Origin of the sequence: Hydrogenoanaerobacterium saccharovorans (assembly GCF_016901815.1) — a bacterium.
Lineage (GTDB): Bacteria > Bacillota > Clostridia > Oscillospirales > Ruminococcaceae > Avimicrobium > Avimicrobium caecorum.
On record NZ_JACSNR010000006.1, the window covers coordinates 102,651 to 124,687 of the forward strand.

14 protein-coding genes and 1 pseudogene are annotated in these 22,037 nt (G+C 59.2%); 8 read left to right on the forward strand and 7 right to left on the reverse strand.

What is annotated here, in order from left to right; genetic code table 11:
- Positions 1-3: 3 nt before the first annotated feature.
- Complete coding sequence (locus tag H9X81_RS07120; RefSeq protein ID WP_204720891.1) at positions 4-1,848, forward strand: sensor histidine kinase; 1,845 nt, start codon at positions 4-6, stop codon at positions 1,846-1,848.
- 61 nt (positions 1,849-1,909) lie between these two features.
- On the opposite strand, the gene H9X81_RS07125 is transcribed toward H9X81_RS07120, so the two are convergent.
- Complete coding sequence (locus H9X81_RS07125) at positions 1,910-2,989, reverse strand: hypothetical protein (RefSeq protein WP_204720893.1); 1,080 nt, start codon at positions 2,987-2,989, stop codon at positions 1,910-1,912.
- Positions 2,990-3,648: 659 nt separating this feature from the next.
- On the opposite strand from H9X81_RS07125, the pseudogene H9X81_RS07130 reads away from it, so the two are divergent.
- Positions 3,649-4,419, forward strand: a pseudogene (locus H9X81_RS07130) (DUF4261 domain-containing protein); the annotation flags it as partial.
- A gap of 97 nt (positions 4,420-4,516) precedes the next feature.
- Here the strand turns inward: H9X81_RS07130 and H9X81_RS07135 are convergent.
- Entirely contained in the window at positions 4,517-5,143 is a 627-nt protein-coding gene (locus tag H9X81_RS07135) for a TetR/AcrR family transcriptional regulator (RefSeq protein WP_177502720.1), read from the reverse strand.
- 316 nt (positions 5,144-5,459) lie between these two features.
- On the opposite strand from H9X81_RS07135, the gene H9X81_RS07140 reads away from it, so the two are divergent.
- The 4 genes from H9X81_RS07140 (at position 5,460) to H9X81_RS07155 (ending at position 14,789) form a co-directional block, all read left to right on the forward strand.
- The gene (locus H9X81_RS07140) at positions 5,460-7,883 is read left to right on the forward strand and encodes an excinuclease ABC subunit UvrA (RefSeq protein WP_430673033.1); all 2,424 of its coding nucleotides are present in this window, start codon (positions 5,460-5,462) and stop codon (positions 7,881-7,883) included.
- 359 nt (positions 7,884-8,242) lie between these two features.
- Positions 8,243-12,700: a suppressor of fused domain protein gene (locus H9X81_RS07145; protein ID WP_204720899.1), complete on the forward strand. Its 4,458-nt coding sequence runs from the start codon at positions 8,243-8,245 to the stop codon at positions 12,698-12,700.
- Between the two features lie 50 nt (positions 12,701-12,750).
- A complete protein-coding gene (locus H9X81_RS07150) occupies positions 12,751-13,629 on the forward strand; it encodes a DUF4261 domain-containing protein (RefSeq protein WP_204720901.1) in 879 nt (292 codons plus the stop codon).
- Between the two features lie 233 nt (positions 13,630-13,862).
- A complete protein-coding gene (locus H9X81_RS07155; RefSeq protein ID WP_243424069.1) occupies positions 13,863-14,789 on the forward strand; it encodes a Dam family site-specific DNA-(adenine-N6)-methyltransferase in 927 nt (308 codons plus the stop codon).
- 45 nt (positions 14,790-14,834) lie between these two features.
- On the opposite strand, the gene H9X81_RS07160 is transcribed toward H9X81_RS07155, so the two are convergent.
- Positions 14,835-15,398 (reverse strand): hypothetical protein, encoded by a 564-nt coding sequence (locus H9X81_RS07160; protein WP_204720903.1) that lies wholly within the window; start codon positions 15,396-15,398, stop codon positions 14,835-14,837.
- 419 nt (positions 15,399-15,817) lie between these two features.
- Between H9X81_RS07160 and mgtE the strand changes: the two genes are divergently transcribed.
- Positions 15,818-17,221 (forward strand): magnesium transporter, encoded by a 1,404-nt coding sequence (gene mgtE, locus H9X81_RS07165; protein WP_177502724.1) that lies wholly within the window; start codon positions 15,818-15,820, stop codon positions 17,219-17,221.
- A gap of 96 nt (positions 17,222-17,317) precedes the next feature.
- Here mgtE and H9X81_RS07170 read toward each other — a convergent pair whose 3' ends face one another.
- The 4 genes from H9X81_RS07170 to spoIVB form a co-directional block, all read right to left on the reverse strand.
- Positions 17,318-18,028 (reverse strand): flavodoxin, encoded by a 711-nt coding sequence (locus H9X81_RS07170; RefSeq protein ID WP_204720905.1) that lies wholly within the window; start codon positions 18,026-18,028, stop codon positions 17,318-17,320.
- A 207-nt stretch (positions 18,029-18,235) separates the two neighbouring features.
- Positions 18,236-18,898 (reverse strand): HAD family hydrolase, encoded by a 663-nt coding sequence (locus H9X81_RS07175; protein WP_204720907.1) that lies wholly within the window; start codon positions 18,896-18,898, stop codon positions 18,236-18,238.
- Positions 18,899-19,123: 225 nt separating this feature from the next.
- A complete protein-coding gene (gene spo0A, locus H9X81_RS07180; RefSeq protein ID WP_191391878.1) occupies positions 19,124-19,888 on the reverse strand; it encodes a sporulation transcription factor Spo0A in 765 nt (254 codons plus the stop codon).
- Positions 19,889-20,308: 420 nt separating this feature from the next.
- Positions 20,309-21,517 carry a SpoIVB peptidase gene (spoIVB, locus tag H9X81_RS07185; RefSeq protein ID WP_204720909.1) on the reverse strand — a complete coding sequence of 403 codons (1,209 nt, stop codon included), beginning with the start codon at positions 21,515-21,517 and terminating at the stop codon, positions 20,309-20,311.
- Positions 21,518-21,659: 142 nt separating this feature from the next.
- On the opposite strand from spoIVB, the gene H9X81_RS07190 reads away from it, so the two are divergent.
- The gene (locus tag H9X81_RS07190; RefSeq protein ID WP_191391876.1) at positions 21,660-22,013 is read left to right on the forward strand and encodes an SLOG family protein; all 354 of its coding nucleotides are present in this window, start codon (positions 21,660-21,662) and stop codon (positions 22,011-22,013) included.
- The last annotated feature ends 24 nt before the right edge of the window (positions 22,014-22,037 follow it).

The window sequence follows — 22,037 nt, forward strand, 5'->3', positions numbered from 1 at the left end:
ACCATGGAGAAACTGCGTGCATACCGGCTCCGGCGGCGGATCGCCGTGCCGCTCATGCTGGCCTTTTCGGTGCTGTGGCTCGGCACTATGGCGCTGCTCACTGCCAGCACCCAGGACCGGCTGGATATCACAGTCCAGCGCATCTACAAGGACGCCCGGGACGACCTGGAGGAGCAGTGGTCTTATTACGAGGCAAATCTGGAAAACGGGCTGGGAGCGGAAGCTGAACACATTCTGGTGGACAATCTGAGCAGCAGTTCCCTTGCCCTCACCGATATTGCCGAAGGCGGCATGGCATTTGTCACACGGGACGAAGAAAACCATGTGATTCAGAGCCAGCTGGCCTGGGGATATGGTCATGAAGCCGACGTTGATATGGGACAGCGATGGCACCTTCGCTTTGACAATGGTCTGGACGATGCCGGACAGTTGGAACTGGCCCAGTGGCTCATGGAGCACCGGCTTCAGCACTGGTCCTATACCCTCTACCCAGCGGACAGCTGGTTTGCTGAGGACGCCGCCAAAGACCCCAACTGCGATGGACGGTATGCCCGGATCACCGGAATCGAGCTGCCGGGCTATGCCATTGAGGTGCAGAAGGTTGAGATCGTCCACCCGGACGGTACAACCGAGACGATGGTGGAAACCACCACCCCCGGAGAACCCACCATCACGCTGGATCTGCACTATGTAAAGATCAGCAGCGTCCTGCTCCCCGGGCTCAGCTACAGCGGAGGCGAGCTGGAAAATTCGCCGGTGGATATGCAGCTGCGCCTGAAAAACTTCCGGGAGGCCCAGGCCATTGTGAGCCGGGAGCTGGCAGACGAAGACCGGGTTGTCCAGACCCGGGGCGGAAAGATCACCGGAATGAGCAGCGGAAGCAGCGGCACTATGCGGATGGTTGCCGGACAGTGCAGCACCCTGACAGCTGCCATCGAGGAGGAGCAGTTCCTCTATATTAGCACCTTCCTGCTGACTGCGGCAGTGGTGCTGCTTCTCTCGGGGCATCTGTCCCGGAAGGTCACCAGCCCGGTGGAGGAGCTCTCCCAGCAGGCAGCCACCGGACACTGCCGGGTGGACGGCCCCATCACCGAGCTCAACGCCCTGGCGGTTTCCTTCAATCAGGCGCAGGATCAGCTTGCCGGGCAGCTTCGACGGGAGCGGGAATTCACCCGGGCGGCGGCGCATGAGCTGAAAACCCCGCTGGCTGTTCTGCGCACCCATGCCGAAGCCCTCCGGGAGGACATTCTCCCCGAGAAGCGGGAGCAGTACCTCGGCATCGTGCTGGAGGAATGTGACCGTATGGCAGAGCTGGTGGGGCGGCTGCTGGAATTCTCCCGGCTGGAATCCGGGGCAGCTCTGCATCGGGAACCGCTGGAGTTTGCCGGGCTGATCCGGGAGGTACTGGAGCCGCTGGAGCTCCAGCTGGAGCAGAAGCAGATCCGCCTGACCGCTGATCTGCCGGAACTCCCGCTCACCGGCGACCGGGAACGGCTCCGGGAAGTGGTGGGGAATCTCCTCTCCAACGCCCTGCGCCACTGCCCCACTGGCGGTGCGATCCGCCTTGCCCTGACCCGGGAAGCCGGCTGGGTCTGCCTTTCGGTCTGCAATGATGGGCTTCCCATCCCCGCTGAGGATCTTCCCCATCTCTGGGAACCCTTCTTCCGGGGCGACCGCTCCCGCAGCCGGGAAAGCGGCGGAACCGGGCTGGGACTTGCCATTGTACAGGCTGCCGTCACAGCCCACGGAGGCTCCTGCTCGGTGGAAAACATCGGACAGGGGGTCTGCTTCCGGATCCGGCTGCCCCTTGACCCGGACAGCACTTCCGGCACAGCCGAACACGCATGAAAAAAGCACACAGGAGTGACTTTCCTCCTGTGTGCTTTTTGACTTGATTGCAGGATGCCGCCTATTCCTCCACCGGCTCCACCGAAACCACCAGCCGGAAATGATCGGTAAACCGCAGCCGGTATTTCTGGGCATGCTCCTCATTCCAGCTGATGCTCTGGCTTTCTTTATAGAGGGTTTCCGGGTCGGGCCGGAAGTCCAGATTTTCCGGGATATAGAAGTCCTCCCAGCCGCTGCCGGGCTCCATTCCAGTGGCGCCGTACCGGATCACCGGCTCGGGCTGTCCGCTGCTGTAAGGCCCCGGAAGCCGTTCCGTCCAGGTTTTGGAGCTGAGCCAGACAGTTTCCTCGGAGAGCTCCCCGCTCCGGATCTGCGCCAGATCCTCCCAGGAGTGGATCAGCAGGGTGGGAACCTCCTCACTGAGCAGCATGAATCCGCCCAGCAGCAGCGGGAAGGCCATGGTGAGAAGCATCAGACGGATGCCCTTTTCCACACCGATGCCCCACTTCCAGTAGAGGATCACCGCCACAGCTCCGATCAGGATCGCTGACGCCACTGCGCTGATCACCGCGATATACCACTGGCTGTACCCCTGCAGAAGCTCCTCCGGTGTGCGGGCATGCCCCACCAGCTGCTCCAGGAAGAAGGGGTTGAGGGAAAAGGCAATCAGCCCCATACTGCACATCATTCCCAGCAGCGGGATAAATACAGCGGCTGCCGCCGGGCCGTCCCCTTTGGAGAGGGCCTGCCGGTTCTCTGGAGCCGATGCCGGGGCACTGCTGTCCCGGTAACTGCGATAGTCACGGTTCAGCAGATATGTGAGCCGGATCGCGCCGATCGCTGCCAGAATCAGCAGGCCGCCGCAGATGGGATTCATGCCGTCGATCAGCCCTGTCACGCCCGCCAGCCCGCAGACCATCGTTCCCACCGAACAGGCCAGGCTCTGGAACTGCAGAATCCCCAGCCCCATGACTGCGATCAGAAGCCCCCAGAGAGCCAGGCCATGATTCTGCCCCCGCAGTCCCAGGGCAATGCCGATGACTCCGCCGAACAGCACCAGCAGCCCCAGAACTCCGATCCGGAGCTGATCCACCCGGCTGACATACCGCCTTAAATATTCCCTTTTGCTCAGGTATTCCATCTGTTTTCCCCTTCTCTGTGCCCGGAACCGGCTGACCCGTCCCGGGGATATTCTCTCTCAGATACACTCGTCTGTCTGTAAATTATACCATGAAGCGCCAGAAAATGGTACAGATACCAGAGCATAAAACCGCATCATCCGCTGTGCGGCTGTCTTCTGGGGAAAGCCTGCATATTCCCCGTTCCCAGCCCCGGATTCTGAGAAAATCCCCGCCCGGACGGCAGGCTTTCCCTTGTCATTCCCTGAGGGATTTGATATACTTTTCTTAACAATGGCGTGCCGGTCCCACCGTCCGCGCCAGCCCGAAACCGACTGTGAAAGGGGAACTGAATATGGCTCAAACACAGGAAAATGCTGCTCTGCAGGCCATGAAGGAATGGCTTGCCCACCCCCAGGAGCTGGGAAAAGCCCCGGCCCGCATCGAATGCACCGGCACCTTTGAACTGCATGGACTGCGCTACTATCTGTTCCGCTACAAGAAAACCCTGCTGGGAAGCTGGCTTCTGGGTGTCTGCGGCGGCTACGAAGGCGATGAGCTGGAACACTGCGGTCATGTGTGGAGTGAAATGGAACCCTATGACGAATCCACCGCGGTGGAAAAGGCCACTGCCATGGTGGAGATGATCCGTGCCTACTGGATGCAGCAGGCAGAAAAGGCCGACTCCCAGGGAGAGGATTCCGAGCGCACCGGAGCCTTTGCCGGATTTGTACTGCTCTCCGACCCGAGCTGGGACAAGGCTGCCTTTATCCGGGATCTCCAGGAGAAGTGGGGTCTCACTGTCCAGGAGGACGAGGATGAGGAAACCGGCGATGACACCCTTGTCTTTGAGGAGGGCAAGATGATCGCCGCTGTCAGCCTGATGGCGGCGCCGATTCCCAACGGCGAGGCAGAACTCAACGCCGAAAACAACTTCCTGTGGCCCGAAGCGGTGGAGATCACCAAGACCCACCAGGCCCATCTGATGGTGGTTGTGCTGGGTCAGGAGGAAGATCTGCTGGAACGGGGCAAGCTCTATGTCAAGCTGCTGGCTTCCTGCTGCCGCCAGAAAAATGCCCTGGGTGTCTATACCAGCGGCGTGGTATTCGAGCCCCGGTTCTATGAGGGCTTTGCCGACATGATGCAGGAAGGGGAACTGCCCATCTTCAACTGGATCTGGTTCGGGCTCTACCGCAGCGAAAAGGGCATCTGCGGCTATACCTACGGCATGGATGTGTTCGGCTTCGATGAGATGGAAGTGCTGGACGCCGATGCCGATCCCTCGGAAGTGCGGGACTTCCTTGCCAGCATGGTGGAATATGTGCTGTCGGGAGGAGTTACCCTGCACGATGGCGAGACCATCGGCTTCTCGGCAGAGGATAAGCACGCCATCACCCGCAGCCCGGGTGTCGCCCTGCCGGTTATGACGCTGAAAATCAGCTATTCGGCCCTTTGACGCTCCCGGCTGAATCTCCGGAAATAACGCACAGCAAAAACGGTGTCCTAAAAGGACACCGTTTTTCTGTATCTTCTGTGAAAAGCGGGATTTTTCAGTGCTGTTCTCCCGGCTGTTCCCGCAGGGATTCCAGCCAGTCCACAATACAGCGGATCTGGAAGGCTGTGGACTCCCGGGCGGCATCGGGCACAAACATCGGCAAGGTCTGGGGGATCGCCCGGGACAGCACAATGACCGCCAGGCTCAGATTGATGAACAGATCCACCCGGTCCGGTTCCGGAGCGATGCCGAAGCTCTCCAGAATGCCTTCGAAGAGCTGCCGCTGCCGGGTACGGAAGGTGCGGAAGCTCTCCTCCGAAAGCCGCTGGAACAGCATCTGCTGCTCATCCACGCTGAGCACCGCCACCCCATTCCTGCCGCCATAGCAGCAGGTATCCAGGAACTGCCGCACCCCTTCCCGCCAGCTGATCGCCGGATCTTCCATCCGGCTGCGGGCATATTCCAGCAGACGGGGCTGCTGCAGATAGAGCGCCTCTACGATCAGATCCTCCTTGGTGGGGAAAAAGGCATAGAAAAAGCTGCGGGAAATCCCCACCGACCGGTACACCTGTTCCACCGTGGTATGCTGGATTCCCTGGGTGGACATGAGTTTCAGGGCTGTGGTGAGCAGCTCTTCCCGGACCCGTCTGCGATCCTCTTCTGAATATGCTACCTTGGGCATGGCTCCTCCTCTGGCAGGGGAGTGTTCCGCTGCCGTTTTCCTGCGGCCCGGCAGAGTGCGGCATGTCCGGGACACAGCTTTGTTTTTTACCATTGTACCAACTATGGAGCCAAAAAACAAGCCGCCGGTCTTGACACACAACTGCCCGGGGCGCAGAATAGAGGGAGAATCCACCGCCGGGGAACAGCACTCCCCCCTCCCGGCTTTCCCACACGACCAACACAGAAATGAGATGATCCCCATAAAAGAACGATCCATTCCCCCGCGCGCGGTCCAGATCCGCGGCGCACGGGTTCACAACCTCAAAAATATTGATGTGGATATCCCCCTCAACCAGATCGTCGGCATTGCCGGCGTCTCCGGTTCGGGCAAATCCTCCCTGGCACTGGGTGTCCTCTATGCTGAAGGCTCCCGCCGCTACCTGGAATCCCTCTCCACCTACACCCGCCGCCGGATGACCCAGGCTGCACGGGCTGAAGTGGACGAGGTGCTCTATGTCCCGGCAGCCCTGGCCCTGCACCAGCGCCCCGGTGTACCAGGCATCCGCAGCACCTTCGGCACCGGTACCGAACTGCTCAACAGCCTGCGGCTCATGTTCTCCCGGCTGGCCCATCACCGCTGCCCCAACGGACACTACCTCGAACCCACCCTGGCAGTGGCTGCGGGACAGGAACTGGTCTGCCCGGTGTGCGGGGAACATTTCTATGCCCCGGCTGCCGAAAGTCTTGCCTTCAACAGTCAGGGCGCCTGCCGTACCTGCGGCGGCACCGGCATTGTCCGCACCGTGGACCTTGCCACCCTGGTCCCTGACCCCTCCCTGACCATCGAGGAGGGCGCCGTCGCCCCCTGGAACACACTGATGTGGTCGCTGATGACCGATGTCTGCCGGGAGATGGGGGTGCGTACCAATATCCCCTTCCGGGACCTCACCGAAGCGGAAAAGGAGATCGTCTACCACGGCCCGGCAGTGAAAAAGCACATCTTCTACAAGGCCAAGAACTCCAATGACGCCGCGGAACTGGACTTCACCTACTTCAATGCGGTGTATACAGTGGAAAATGCCCTCTCCAAGGTCAAGGACGAAAAGGGCATGAAGCGGGTGGAAAAGTTCCTCCGGGAGGACATCTGCCCGGACTGCGGCGGCACCCGGCTTTCGGAAGAGGCCCGGGCGCCCAGGCTCCGGGGCATCGGCCTGGATGAAGCCTGCAAAATGACCCTGTCCGACCTGGCTGACTGGGTGGAAGGTGTCCCCGGCTCCCTGCCGGAGGAGATGCGTCCCATGGCGGAGAGCATCTGCGACTCCTTCCGCACCGCGGCCCGGCGGCTGATGGAACTGGGACTGGGGTATCTCACCCTGGACCGTGCCGCCTCCACCCTCTCCACCGGAGAACGCCAGCGGATGCAGCTGGCCCGGTCGGTGCGCAACCGTACCACCGGAGTGCTGTATGTGCTGGACGAGCCCTCCATCGGCCTGCACCCCTCCAACATCGACGGGCTCACTGCGGTCATGCACGATCTGGTGGCGGACGGCAACTCGGTATTGCTGGTGGACCACGACACCCAGATCCTCTCGGAAGCGGACTGGATCGTAGAGATGGGCCCGGAAGCCGGTGCCGGCGGCGGACAGGTTATCGCCCAGGGCACGGTGGAAGATCTCTGCTGCCAGCCGGACTCCCAGATCGGCCCATACCTCTCCGACAAGGCCGAAACGATGGTCCGTCCCCGCACCCCGGCAGAACAGCTGTTTGAACAGGGGCACATCCACCTCTCCACCGGGGCGATCCACACGGTCAAGCCGCTGGAAGCGGACTTCCCCAAGGGAAAGCTCACCGTCATCACCGGTGTATCCGGCTCGGGCAAAACCACTCTGGTGCTGGAAAGCCTGATCCCGGCCCTGGAAGCCGCCACCTCCGGCACCCCGCTGCCAGAGCATATCTGTGCAGTGGAGGCCCCGGGCATCGAGCGGGTCAAGCTCATCGATGCCACTCCCATCGGCATCAATGTGCGCTCCACGGTGGCAACCTATGCCGGTGTCCACGATGAGCTGCGCAAGATCTACGCCCGCTCCCCCGATGCCAAGGCCGCCGGCTACAAGGCGGGCGACTTCTCCTATAATACCGGCAGCCTGCGCTGTCCGGTCTGTGACGGCACCGGGGTCATCGACCTGGATGTGCAGTTCCTGCCCGATGTGGAAATCCCCTGCCCGGAATGCCAGGGTTCCCGCTATGCCCGGGAAGCTGACCGGGTGCGTCACACCGCCCCGGACGGACAGAGCTACTCCCTCCCCGACCTGATGGAAAAGGACATCAACTCCGCCCTGCCCCTCTGCGCCGGCTGGAAAACAGTCAGCCAGCGCCTTTCGGTGCTGCGGGATCTGGGCCTGGGCTACCTCACCCTGGGGGAAGCCACTCCCAGTCTGTCCGGCGGTGAGGCCCAGCGGCTCAAGCTCGCCAGCGAGATGGGCCGGGGTCAGGCGGACACCGTCTTTGTCTTTGATGAGCCCACCATCGGCCTGCATCCGCTGGATGTCAGGACTCTGCTGGGCGTGTTCCAGACCCTCATCGAAAAGGGCGCCACCGTAGTGGTGATCGAGCACGACCTGGACGTGATCCGCAACGCCGACTACATTATCGATATGGGCCCGGGCGGCGGGGAATCCGGCGGACAGATCGTCGCTGCCGGCACCCCCGAACAGGTCCGGGAAAATCCCTGGAGCATCACCGGAAAATATCTGCGCTGAGCCCGGTTTCAGCTTCTTCTCCCCCGTTTCCGAACCGGACGGGGGAGTTTTTATATGCTGCTGCCTTTTGGGAATTTGGATATAAAAATTCACATTTTTTGTGTGATTCATGGATTGCGCCTGTGAGGGTTTCTTAGTATCATTAGAGTTGAGAGAGTGTATCCGTTGTCCATACACCTGTATACTGAGCGGAACATTCCCGGGAGATCGCTCGCCGGACCACGCCGCCTGCTGAAATCTCCCGCTGTCCATGGAATTCAGGCAGAGCGCTGATAAGAGCCCTTTCTGCCTGCGCAGATTTTTCCATATAAAAAACACTGCTTTCCATATCCAATCCACTGCTGAAGGAGGACATCAATATGACCCTGTTGGAACAATGTCAGATCTGGAACGAGAAGGACGAGTACCAGAAGATCATCGACACCATCGAAGCCATCCCCGAAGAGAGCCGCACCCCCGAGCTGTGCAGTGAGCTCGCCCGGGCCTACAACAATGCCGCCGATGTGGATGACAAGGAAATGTATGAAAAGGCACTGTCCCTGCTCCTGCCCTATGAGGAGCACTTCCAGGGGGATCACAACTGGAATTTCCGTGTGGGCTATGCCTATTACTACCTGGACCAGGAGGGACAGGCCCTGCGCTATTTCGAACAGGCTCTGGAAGCCCGTCCCGGCGATGAGGACACCCAGCAGATGGTCGACGACTGCCGCCGCCGTCTGGCCCTGCCCCGGTTCGATCCCAGTTTCCGGGAGCGCACCCAGGAGGCCTGGGCTGCCTTTTCCAAAGTGGAAGCCCAGCTGCGGCAGCTTCTGGATGTACGGGATCGCTCCGCTGTCCAGGAGGAGCTCATCAGCCTGTGTGAAACAGCCCTCCTCCCGGCTTTCCTGAACCCCGCCTTTGAAGTGGGACACAACGGTCAGAAATACGAACTGATCCTCACCCCCGAGGGGAATCTTGCCAGGCTCTATGAGCTGGTCTACTTCCAGCGCCATGCCCCCGCAGAACTGCTGAAACACTGGAACTTCCCTGTGGGGCGCCAGGCTTCGGTCAACTTCTCCATCCGCACTGCGGCGGGAATGGAGATCTCCGGGCAGGATGTCCGGGTGCTGCCGGAAAAGACCGATGATGACTCCCTCTCCCTGACCCTGTACTGCAAAGCCCTGCTCCCGCTGCTCCGGGAGGACGAGAATCAGGCCTGGTGGCTGCTCTCCACCCTGGTAGACCAGGTGCTGGGCGAGATCCCCGCTATGGCGCTGATCCGCGGTTTTGATATTTCCGATACCCCGCTGGACGGAGAGGATATGCTGCTCAGCGATCTGCCCGCCTGGGTGCAGCAGATGGGATTCGAGGTACCCGCTTCCGCCGGGGATTACCTGGATTCGGCCTACGCGGTCTACCAGATGGAGCCCGAACAGGACCCGGAAGCTGACTGGCGGCTGGATACCGTATCCGGTTCCACCCGGCTCCCGGTGATCGTCGGGGACTACCTGCGTGCTGAGAGCGACACCATGGACCTGCTGCACCAGGACGGCGTCATGGCGGGATTTCTCATCTACCCGCTGGACTCCTTCACCGGCGAGAACCGCAGTGAGGCGATCCTCTCCTTCCGGGACGAACTGGAAGCCGCTCTGCTGGATCAGGCCGGGGAGGATGCCTTTACCCTGCTGGGCGGCGCCACCGGACTGTACGCCGGATACCTGGACTTCATCGCCTGGGATCTGCCGGCTGTCCTGGATGCCGCTGTCGCCTTCTTTGAAAAATCCGGCCTGCCCTGGGCCAGCTTCCACAGCTTCCGCCGGGATGTGAGCACTGTGCGGCTGATCTCTCCCGAGGAGGCACCCCTCGCCCCGGCTCCCGCCCCCAATGTGGACCCGGAAACCGGCTCTCTGCTCTCGAAGGAGGACATCAAAACACTGGAATCCTTCATCGGAGATGTGAGCGGCTACTTCTACCGGGCGCTGGATTACCTGGAAACCTTCGTTGAAAACGGTGTAAAGTCTCACCGCTTTACAGAGCAGCAGGCCCGGGAAGACCTGCAGATCGCGCTGTGGTACGGCTACGCCTGCATGAATATTGACGAATACCCCTTCTATTACCGGGGTGTCCAGTGGATGCGGGATTCGGAGAAGAATGCCGCCGGCTGCGGCACCTGGTACTACCGCTACTCCATCGGCCTGACCTACTGCGGACACCCGGAGGAGGCGCTCCGGTATGCCGAACAGGGCGCCCGGGAAGAGCCGGACTATCCGTGGATCTGGCTGCAGCTGGGTAAGCTGCGCAGTCACTTCGGCGACCGTGCCGGGGCACTGGCAGCAGCCGACCGGGGCCTGGAGCTGGTGCCCGGCGACTATGAGTTCACCACCCTGCGCCAGGAGATCGAAAAGGGGGCCACCCTCGAGGAGATGGAATACCACTGGATTCACCCCGATGCCGACCTGCTGCTCCAGAAGGGACTGGACGAGAACTCGGACAGCAAGCTCCAGGCCATCTCCTGCATCAACACCGACCCCGCAGGACTGGAACGCTTTATGGAGCTGTTTGCCCCCGACCCTGACACCTTCACCGTCGATTCCCCCTACTGCTCCTTCCCCTATACAGTGCAGGGACAGACAGTGGAGCTGGTGTTCCGCATGAACCGGGCCGGCCTTTCCAAGCTCAAGGCGGACTGGCTGCGCCTTCAGAAGGAGCGGCTGGACAGCGGCATGTGGCTGACCCTCCCGGACGGCACTCCCGGAAAACTGGAAGCCGTGGTCTTTGACCTCAGCCATGCTGCGGCACTGATCTGGCGTCCGGAACAGGGTGAGCCCTTCCCGGTTCTGCTGGATGAAAACGGCTGTCCGAAGGAGCCCCAGGAGGAGCCGGACATGCCCGACCCCAGTGAATTTGAAACTGAATACTATACCCCGAAAGAACTGGAACGGGTGGAGGAACACATCTCCAGCCACTTCGGTGAGTTCGAGACGGTCATGCACGAGCTGGTCTCCCCGGATATCCATGTGGATATCTGCCTGATTCCGCCCAGCCCGAAAAAGAACTATTACACCCTGGTGACCATGGGCATGGGCGCGCACCGTATGAATGTCCCGGAGGAGCTGGCGGACCAGAAGCTGGAACGGGCGGAACTGCTGATCGCCCTGCCGCCGGACTGGAAGCTGGATCACAACTCGCTGCAGAAGGAAGCCTGGTACTGGCCTGTCCGGCTGCTCAAGGCGCTGGCACGGCTGCCCGGCATCAACGATACCTGGCTTGGCTGGGGACACACCATCGATAACCAGGAGCCCTATGCCGACAGCACCCAGCTCTCTGCCGCCATTCTGGTGACACCCCAGCAGGTGGATGAAGATGCCTGTATCTGTCCGCTGGCTGAGGGTGAGGAGATCAACTTCTATCAGGTCATTCCGCTCTATCAGGACGAGATGGAGTATAAGATCCGCTTCGGCGCCGGCAGTCTGCTGGAACTCTACGAGGGTGTCAGCTTTGTGGTGGACCCGGAACGTCCGGATATTCTGGAAGAAGCCGGCCCGGCTCCCACTCAGGAGGAGCTGGAGGCGATGAAGGACCGGATGGATGATGCCCAGTGGCATCTGCGGGATCTGCGGGACAAACACCTGCCGGTGGATGAGATCACCGCCTACAACCACATGGCAATCTACCTGCGCTGGAATCTGGAACACGACCGGATGAGCGAGAGCTTCCGTGCGGAATACGGGGATCTGATGCGTCAGTTTGCCGGGGACCCTGCCGGAACCGATCTTCGGGTCTTTATCCGGGATCAGCTGGGCGGCGTACTGCGGCACTCGATGTTCAATAAGGAAGGAGAAGCCTTCTCCCAGTACTATTACGGTCAGGGGGACGCTCCCTACTTCCCGTCGGATATTGATGACTATGCCCTGCGCCGGTTCGGGCCGGAGGAGTACTTCTCGGAAAAGTATCAGAATGAAACCTATCTCTTTATCCCCTTTGATGAGGTCTATTATCAGGATATGGCCCGGCTGATCCAGCAGCGCTGGGACAGCTGGCTGCAGTATGAGCCGTCAGACGAGGAGCCTTCGGAACTGGCCCAGGCCATGATGCAGTATCTGGGCTGCGACTGTGAATACTTCCCGCCTATGCGGGACGATGACCCCATCACCGCGGCATACAGCTATGCCCGCCGCCGGGGTATGGAAGAGGGCTTCCTGCCGGTGCTGGTCGCTGTGGACGAAACCCTCTGGGAAATGCTCATTCTGAACGCCGATCCCGAAAGCGACGGCGCTGAGGACTATGGCTTTGACCCCATCCAGGTCGCCAAGTACCGCAAGGCCGCTCTGAGCGCCGCCCCGCTGGACGGCAAAACGGTGCTGCAGAGCCGCATGAACGACCGTATCTCCGAGCTGGAGGACGACGACATGAGTCTGGAGGAGATCACCGGTACCATGGAGGGCGGCGAGCCCGGGAACCGGTTCCTGTCCTACTGGGATTATGACACCCGACGCACCTGTCCGCTGATCCTGGCAAAGATTCCGGTGAAGAATCCCTGGGAAGTCTTTGCCTACCTGCCCTTCGGCGGCTGGAACGAATGCCCCGACACAGCGGAACTGATGGCAATCGCCCGGTACTGGCTGGAACAGTACGGCGCTGTGCCGGCAGTGATTACTCACGATGTGCTCGAGTGTGCCCTGCCTGCTCCGGTGCCTGCGGATCAGGCCATGGAGCTTGCCATGGAACAGTACGCGTTCTGTCCCGATGCCGTGGACCAGGGACCGGAAGATGCCTCCATCGGCTGGCTGGCAGATACCCTCCGCCAGTCGGACAAGTGGTTCTTCTGGTGGGATTAAGCCCCGGTACGATTCGATAAACCCCATAATATCAACAGGAGGAATCTGAAATGGATCAAGTATATCAGCAGGATCTCAGCCAGGAATCTCCCCGCCCCGGCGGGCCGTTCCTGATCCAGATGCTTTTCCGGGAGCCCACAGGGCTCCCCGACCGGGATACCATGCTGCGGGTTCTGCAGCAGCACTGCGGACGGCTGGACTGCTTCTGCCACGATGATAAGATGGCAGGCTTTGCCGCTCTGGACCACATGGCCACCTTCCAGGATGGCTCGGCTCCGGTGCAGCTGATGGTCACCGCCTGCTCCAAAATCTCCGAGGATCTGTTTGATCCCTTTACCCGCAGCCAGATGTGGGACTGTATGGGCGAACGGGATCAGATCCTGGCTGAGTGCCGGTGGCAGATCGTCGGCGTGGATATGCTCACTGCCGCTCTGGACCCGCTGGAGCGTGCCGACCTGGATATGGACTTTCTGGAGGCACTGGCAGGGCTCTTCCCCACCTGCGCGGCCTTCTACTTCCAGAACTGCGGCAAGCTGCTCAAGGCCGAGGAGGTGCGCGGCAATACCATCACCGGCCCGGACCGGTTTATCCGGTTCGGCGTCAACGCACGGTTCTTCAACATCCAGGGCACCGACGACATGCTGGTGGATACGCTGGGCATGAGCACCCTGTTCCTGCCCGACCTGCAGTACCACTTCCACGATATGGACCCCAACTGGGTGGTGGGACACGCATACAGTGTGGCCTCCTACCTGCTGCTGGCAGGCAACCCCATCCAGGACGGCGAAACAGTGGATGGTGTCCTGGACGGAGCCATCAGCCAGGAGGTTCAGTGGAAATGCCAGCATGAGGGCTCGCTGATCCAGCCGCCCCGGGAGGTGCTGGACATCTTCATGGGCGAATATGCCTCCGGCACCCGGGAGAACTGACTTTCCGCCCGCTGAACCCTGACCCCAAACAAAAAAGCATATCCCCGGCTTTCCGTGGGATATGCTTTTTATTTTGCGGATCTGCTTCCTTCAGTTGACGCTGATGCTTCCTGCCGGGCTGTTCCACCCGGACATTCCAAGATTTTACTCCCCCATCATACCATATTCCGACAGAAATGGATACCGGGAAATCCGTCTGTGCCGGTTGAGCCGGAACAGGGTTCTGTGCTATAATGGATTGCACGAAAATTCCCGCCCGTCCGCAGAAGGAGAACGCCATGCCGCAGAACCGCTACATCAAAAGTCCGCTCAACTACACCGGCGGAAAATATCGTCTGCTCGACCGGATTCTGCCGGCTTTTCCCCGGGATTACTGCCGGTTTGTGGATCTGTTTGCCGGCGGGTTCAATGTGGGCATCAATGTGGATGCCCCGGTGATCTACGCCAACGATCAGATCACCTATCTCATCGGGCTGTATGAGTTCTTCCGTGGCACACCGGCTGAGACTATCCTCGGGCTGATCCGGGAGCGCATTGCGGAATATGAGCTCTCCGACCAGAATACCGAGGGGTACCTGGCCCTGCGCCGGGAATACAACCGCACCGGACGCCCCATCGACCTCTTTGTGCTCACCTGCTATTCCTTCAACCATCAGATCCGCTTCAATCAGAAACATGAATTCAATATTCCCTTCGGACGCAACCGGAGTGCCTATAATCCTTCCATTGAGGCCAACCTCGTCCGGTTTGTGGAGGCACTCCAGCAGAAGGACATCCGCTTTTCCACCCGGGATTTCCTCAGCTTTGACTTCTCGGTGCTGCAGCCCGGGGATCTGGTCTACTGCGACCCGCCCTACCTCATCAGCAACGGCTCCTACAACGATGGGCGCCGGGGCTTCAAGGACTGGACTCCGCTGGAGGACCGGCAGCTGCTGGATCTGCTGGACGAACTGGACCGTGGGGGAATCCGCTTTGCCCTCTCCAATGTATTTGTCCACAAGGGCATGACCAATGAGGAGCTGATCCGCTGGAGCCAGCGGTACCATGTGCAGCGTCTGGAGCAGAACTATGCCAACTGCAGCTATCATGCCAAGGACCGCTCCGGCAACACCCAGGAGGTTCTCATCACCAACTATCTTCCGCCCCTTTCCGGGGAATAAGAAAAGACCGTCCTTATCGGACGGTCTTTTTTGCCGCAATCTGTTTTATAGCGGGAAGTACCGGCGGCAGCGCCGGGCCAGCGATTCCATCGGGCGCAGCTGCCGGTCGTACATCACATAGTTATCCAGGTAGCCCTGGTTTTCGATCTTCCCCTGGGTGAGCAGATCCTCCCGGGTAAACCACCCCAGCAGCCGGACCGCATTCCGCTCCCGGTAGAGCCGGGCGGAAACATACAGCTCCTTGGGATGGGAGATGGTCTGTTCCACCAGTTCCAATGTGCGGATATGGAATTCCTCGGTGCGGGTCTTGACATCCACCCGCAGGCGCAGCCCCGAGCCCTGGAGCAGGAAGTCATACTCGTCCCGTTCCTCATAGCTGCTGTGATCCTCCTCAAACCGGATGCCATTGTCCTGCAGGAACAGCTTGAACGCCTTCTCCCCGAGCTTGCCCTCGAGCATCTTCTGCTGCTTATTGTCAAGGCCGCCGGAGTGGAAGTCATGCCGGTCCGAAGTATAGGCCCTGGAACGGCGGGCATAGTCCAGCGCCTCCTGATAGAGTGCCCCTTCAATGATATACTCCGCCCGGAGTTTCGGCACCCACAAGCCCATTGCACAACCTCCTCCCACTGATTTCTGTTTCCAGTATAGCACCTCAGGAAATTCCTGCAAGATGCCGGAACCTTCGTTTACCGATACGACACAATTTGTTTACTTGACTTTTCTGTCCGGGTATGATAAAAAGGGATAGGAGACTCCATGTCCGCTTGGGATATGGAAGAAAAAGCCAAAGCCGTTCGGGAAGGATGTGATCGCATGGACGGCGACAGTAGAACTGTGAACAACCGAAAATCCACAGGAAACTGCTCTGCCTGCGTTTCATGCGGAAGATCCCCTGTCTGCCGGACGGGATGGCTCTTGCTGTCTGTCTGACCGATATGCTGTGAGGATCGTCCTCATCATTTGCTGCGCGCGGGAGTATTTCCTGTGCGCATTTTCTCTTTTTTGCAGCAGAAAAGGAGGAATTACCGATGATGAGAAGACATGAGTTTATCAACGAAGCAGTAGCAGCCGAGATCCTGGCCCTGATCCATCAGACTGCCGATCCCGCTGTCCTGGCAGAGCGTCTGAACGACTACCACGACTATGATATTGCCCAGGCCCTGGAACAGCTCACCCCGGAGGAGCGTCTGGGACTGTTCCTGCCCCTGGGTGCCCTGCGTCTGGCAGAGATCCTGCCCTACTGCGATGAGCCGGAGCAGGTACTTGCCGGCTTCCCGGCGGATAAGGCCGCCGCAATTCTGGACAGCATGGATTCGGATGAAGCAGCCGAAATTCTGGAAGAGCTGCCCGAGGAGACCCGCCGGCTGATCGCCGGTCACCTGAGTGAGGAGACCTCCGGGGAGATCCGGATGATCGCTTCCTATACCGATGATGAGATCGGCAGCATGATGACCACCAACTATATCGCCATCCCCCAGACCGCTTCCGTAAAAGAGGCCATGCGGGAACTGATCCGTCAGAGCGCGGAGAACGACAACATCTCCACCCTCTATGTCATTGACGATCAGGGGCTCTACTGCGGCGCCATTGACCTGAAAGACCTGATCCGGGCCCGGGACTACACCTCCCTTGACAAGATCATTGTGCACTCCTATCCCTTCGTTCACGATCACGACCAGATCGAGGAATGCATGGACTGGATCAGTGACTATGAGGAGGACTCCCTGCCGGTACTGAACGCCGCCGATCAGCTGGTGGGCGTACTCACCGTACAGGACATCATGGACTACCGGGAAGAGGAATCCCGGGAAGTCTACAACAAGCTGGCAGGTATCTCCGAAGGCACCGATGACGACCTGGATGAACCCCTCCTGCTCAGCATGAAAAAGCGCCTGCCCTGGCTGGTGATCCTGCTGTTCCTGGGCATGTTCGTATCCAGCGTGGTGGGCATGTTCGAGCAGATTGTTGCCCAGATCGCCATCCTGATCTGCTTCCAGTCGCTGATCCTCGATATGGCAGGCAATGTGGGAACCCAGTCGCTGGCAGTTACCATCCGGGTGCTCACCGATGAAGCCCTGCCCATGTCCGAGAAGCTGCACCTGATCTCCAAGGAAGTGCGGGTCGGCCTGACCAACGGCACTCTGCTGGGTGTGATCGCCTTCGGCGTTGTGACCTTCTACACCATGGTGCTCAAGCACTATCCCCTGCCCTATTCCATGGCGGTGGGTGCCTGTGTTGCCATCGCTCTGATGCTGGCTATGACCATTTCCAGCTTTGCCGGTACCGCCATTCCCATGGTATTCGATAAATTCGGCGTCGATCCCGCTGTGGCTTCGGGGCCGCTCATCACCACCGTCAATGACCTGGTGGCTGTAATCTCGTACTACGGCCTGGCCTGGCTCATGCTGATCCAGGTCTTCCACCTGGTCTGACCCCCAAAACCTGAACCGAACCATCCAAAAAGCCGGAAGCAGAATCTGAGATCCTGCTCCCGGCTTTTCCGCATTCTGTTCCCCCTGTTCCAGCGATTAACCCAGATAGCCCAGGTCTGTGAGCCAGACCTCTACGCTCTCCTGAGCATCGGCTGCGTTGGTGTTGCGGACCGCCAGCCCCTCCCGGACCTCAGCTTCGGGCTCCAGCGCCGCTATGGTATCCGGTGTCCCCGATAAACCGCTGCCGCCGGAGGTCACAAACGGCACGATGGTCTTCCCTGAGAGATCGACCTCGTCCAGGAAGCTGTACACCGCCATGGGCAGATCTCCCCACCAGTTGGGATACCCCAGGAAAATCACATCGTAGTCCTCCAGGTTCTCCTGCACAGCCTGCAGCTCCGGACGGGCTCCGTTGGCGCGCTCCTGCTCGCCCTGGTCGATGGTGGCCTCATAGGTATCCGGGTAGAGCTCCACTGTATGCAGCGGGAACACCTCTGCCCCGGCAGCTTCAGCGATCATCTGCGCCACCACGCCGGTATTGCCGGTAAGAGTGCCGTTCCAGCGCTGGATGCTCGCCGAGGCCTCCACGTCCGCATCCTCGGGAAGCTCCGCATTCTCCGCATAGCTGAAGTATACCACCAGATACCGGCTCTGCGGCCCGGATTCCGATGGCTGCGGGTCCTCTGCCGCAGTCTGCTGGGAAGACGGCTGCTGCTCCGCTTCCGGGGACGGCTCACCCTCTGTCCCGCAGGCAGTCATGCCCGCCGCAACCAGTGCCGCCAGCAGAATACTCAGGATCTTTTTCATATTCTCCCCATCTCCTTTTCAGTCAGACCGGCTTTGCAGCGCCGGTCGGTGTGGTTCTCGTCTGATTGTATTATAAGGGATGGGGATTTTATATGTCCAATACCTTGTTATAGCAGTATTTTATGCTTTATAAGCATGACATTTCCGGTTTTCCGGCAGTAAAAAATCCCCGCACGGCAAACAGCCATACGGGGAATGGGAAACGGATCATCCGCGCTCCGGCGCAGTCACCGGCACATCGAAGTCCGCCAGGGTTTCGAAGAAATAATCGCAGGTCTGCTCCATGGCTGTACGCTCTGTTTCTGCCGAGGTGTCTGCCACTCCGGCGGTGCCAAAGCCTGCCTGATGAGCCGTGCGCACCGAATAGAGCGAGTCCTCCACCAGCAGGATCTCCTCCGGCTGGAGGTCAAACCGCCGGGCTGCTTCCAGGAAGATGTCCGGACGGTTCTTGCCGCCGTAGCGGGTACAGCTCAGCACGAAGGAGAAGCAGTCCGCCAGGCCAAAATGCCGCATGGCACCCACAGCCTGTCCCTCGGTGCTGGCGGTGGCGATGCACAGCGGCACTCCCTTTTCATGGAGCTGCCGCACCAGTTCCCCAGCGCCGGGCTTGAGAGGAACGGCGGTGCTGTATGTTTCGTCCAGCAGTCGGTCAGCCTCCTCCAGCACCTGATCGGCTGTGAGATCCCAGCCATAGATCTGGATGAGCTTCTCAGCCCCGCCCCGGAGATCCTGGGTGCGCAGAGCGTCTGCCAGGCCGGGGAAAGGCTCTCCTCCCAGCCGGCGGACCAGCTGATCCGGAACTTCCTCCCAGACTCCCATAGAGTCGATGAGGGTTCCGTCCAAATCGAAAATCACCGCATGAAATGCCATCTTCTTATCCTCCCTGTGACCGGATGGAATCGCTGCCCACGCAGCCATAGTCCCAGTGGAATCAAGAATGCATTCCGCTCTGCCTGACCAATACCTGCCTCCGGTGTAATATGAAAAGTACCGGCACTTTTTGTGCCTGACCTGTCCATTATAGCGCACCTGCCCAAGTTTTGCAAATAATAAGATCCCGGAGAACCAGTCTCCGGGATCTTTTCTCAGGCTCGACTACTGCACGGCATATTTACGGCGATTCATGTTGATCTTGTCTGCGATCATGGCGATGAATTCACTGTTGGTAGGCTTGCCGCGTGAGGAATTGATGGTGTAGCCAAAATACTGTTCCAGAACTTCCACATTGCCCCGGTCCCAGGCCACTTCGATGGCATGGCGGATCGCCCGTTCCACCCTGGAAGCCGTGGTACCGTTTTCCTTGGCAACATCGGGATACAGCCGCTTGGTAATGGCGGACAGGATACTCTGATCCTCTACCACCATTTTGATGGAAGAACGCAGATAGTAGTATCCCTTGATATGGGCAGGAACACCGATCTGATGCAGGATCTCAGTGACGGTGAGATCGAGGTCTGCCGGGTCAGGACGGATCTCCGGCTGACTGCCGCCAGTGAGCTGGACAATGCGTTCCACCGCTGTTTCCGGCGAGAAGGGCTTAAGGAAATAGTAGAGCGCGCCGGCTGCGATGAGTTCCCGTTCGAGAGTGCTGCTCTCAAAGGTGGACATCAGCATGAATTTGGGTGTATCCCCTTCCATGAGCTGATTGATCCGCTTCATAACACCCAGTGCATCCAGTCCGGGAAGGAATACATCCATCAGTACAATTCCCGGGCGTTCTGTCTGGATGCGGTCCACCAGCTGAAGGCCATCTTTCGGCGCAGAAACCATCTCAAAGCCACATTCTGCCAGCAAGCTGCACATTTTGTCCAGAAAGTCCTGATTTTCTTCCGCTATAAGTACTTTGGTTTTAACCAACATTCGTCTTCCTCCAGTCGTTTTTTGTTTTTGCTGTATCGACAAACATATTTTAGCATATATTTCCAAAACTTACAATAGAAATCCCTTTTTTACTCGACATCAAATCCGGATAAATTCGCATCGGAATATTATTGAAGTTGCATAAATAAATTCGATTGAATCCCTCTTTTTATGTGCTTTTCGACAAAATTCGACAAATCACCCCGGAAGTGCCGACAAAACCTGCCCTCTTCTGCCTGACAGCATTTGTGGAATCCCGGAATTCTGCCACCGGCGGATTCCCGTATCCCGGGAGGCGCTTTGTTCCGCTCTCCCGGATCTCCCTCTCCCGAACCGGCGGCTTCTCCTCACTTGTCAATATGGAAATCCGGATTTTTATGTAGCATCCGGAGAGGGAAATCCCCCTCCGGATCGCTCTGATCAGGCTGCGGAACGGATCTCAAGACTCGAGGCAGTTTCCTGCATATTCTCGGCAAAGATGCCATACCCCCGTGTCTGGTCATTGACAAACACATGGGTCACAGCTCCCACCAGCTTGCCGTCCTGCAGAATCGGGCTGCCGCTCATTCCCTGCAGGATACCGCCGGTGGCCTCCAGCAGTTCCGGATCGGTGACACGGATCACCATGCTCTTGGTCTTGGCGGTAGAGCTCAGGTTCATCGATTCGATGACAATGTCATAGCACTGCGGAGTGCGTCCGGAAATAGTGGTATAGATCTGGGCTGCTCCCTCCCGGACCTCCTGCTTCATAGCAATGGGGACCGGTTTTAGCGTGGAAACCGGCAGAGAGGTCAGCTGACCGTAGACACCGGTTTCGCTGTTCACTGCCATGAATCCAGCCAGACGGCTGCCCTCAAAGCTGCCCTGCAGCGAACCCGGCTGGCCCGAGATTCCCTTTTCCACGCCGGTGATGGTGACATCCACGATCTCACCCCTGCCCAGCGGCAGAGTTTCCCCGGTATCCACATCGCAGACCGCATGGCCCAGCCCGGCAAAGATCATCGTAGACGGGGCATAGTAGGTCATGGTGCCGATGCCGGCAGAACTGTCCCGGACCCAGATGCCGGCTTTGTACTCGCCGCTGTCAGCCCGGATGGGCTGCAGCGTACCGGTGAGGGTCTGGTCCTTCCGCTTCAGGGTATAGGAGATCTCCCGTCCTCCGCTGGAAGCAATGATCGCTGCCACATCTTCATTCAGGCTGACCGGCTGACCATCCAGTTCGGTCAGCACATCGCCCACCCGAATTCCGGCTTCCTGGGCCGGATTGCGGAAAATCCCGTTCTCCTCCACATCGGTGAGTCCGACCACGACCACCCCTTCGGTGAACATCTTGATGCCGAAGGGGTATCCGCAGGGGATCACCATCTCACGGTCCACAAACTGCACATCCACCTGTTTGACGGCTATGCCGCCCAGAACAGTCAGGGAGGCAGTTCCGTTTTCCGCGGAAATGGGCTGGATTTCTCCCTGGATCTCCAGGGCAGTGCCGATGGAGATCCCCTCTGCCGCCGCTCCTGCCGCCACATAGAAGTGATCGGGCAGGGCCGTGCTGTAATAGGTGACTACCCCCATGACGGCCGCCATTGCCAGACTGACTGCCCCGGCAAAGACCTGGTATAATTTCTTCATCTGCTTTGTTTCCTCCGATCCTGATGCCAGGCACCAGGATTTATGCGAAAATCCACTGTTTTATTGCGATTTATCATTTTCAACGGATCAGGAATGTGATACAATCTTTACCAGAATCAGGTTTGCGGAGGTGGAAACTGCCATGCAGGTAGTAATCGTCGGTTCCCGGGATTCCCGGGAGCTTACTGTGGATGATCTCATCCAGATGATCCCTCTCAACTGTACCCGGCTGATCAGCGGCGGTGCGGAAGGAGTGGATCAGCTGGCACGGCAGGCTGCCGAAACCCTGGGAATCCCCCTGACCGAATATCTGCCCGATTATGAAACATACGGACGGAGGGCTCCGCTGGTCCGGAACAGCCAGATCATCGCAGAGGCCGATCTGGTGCTGGCCTTCTGGGACATGAGTTCCCACGGCACCGCGCATACCATCACTGAATGCATCCGCCGTCGGATTCCCGTAAAAGTCATCGACTTAAAACAGCTTCATTCCTGAGTGCGTTCTCACGCACTCGTTTTT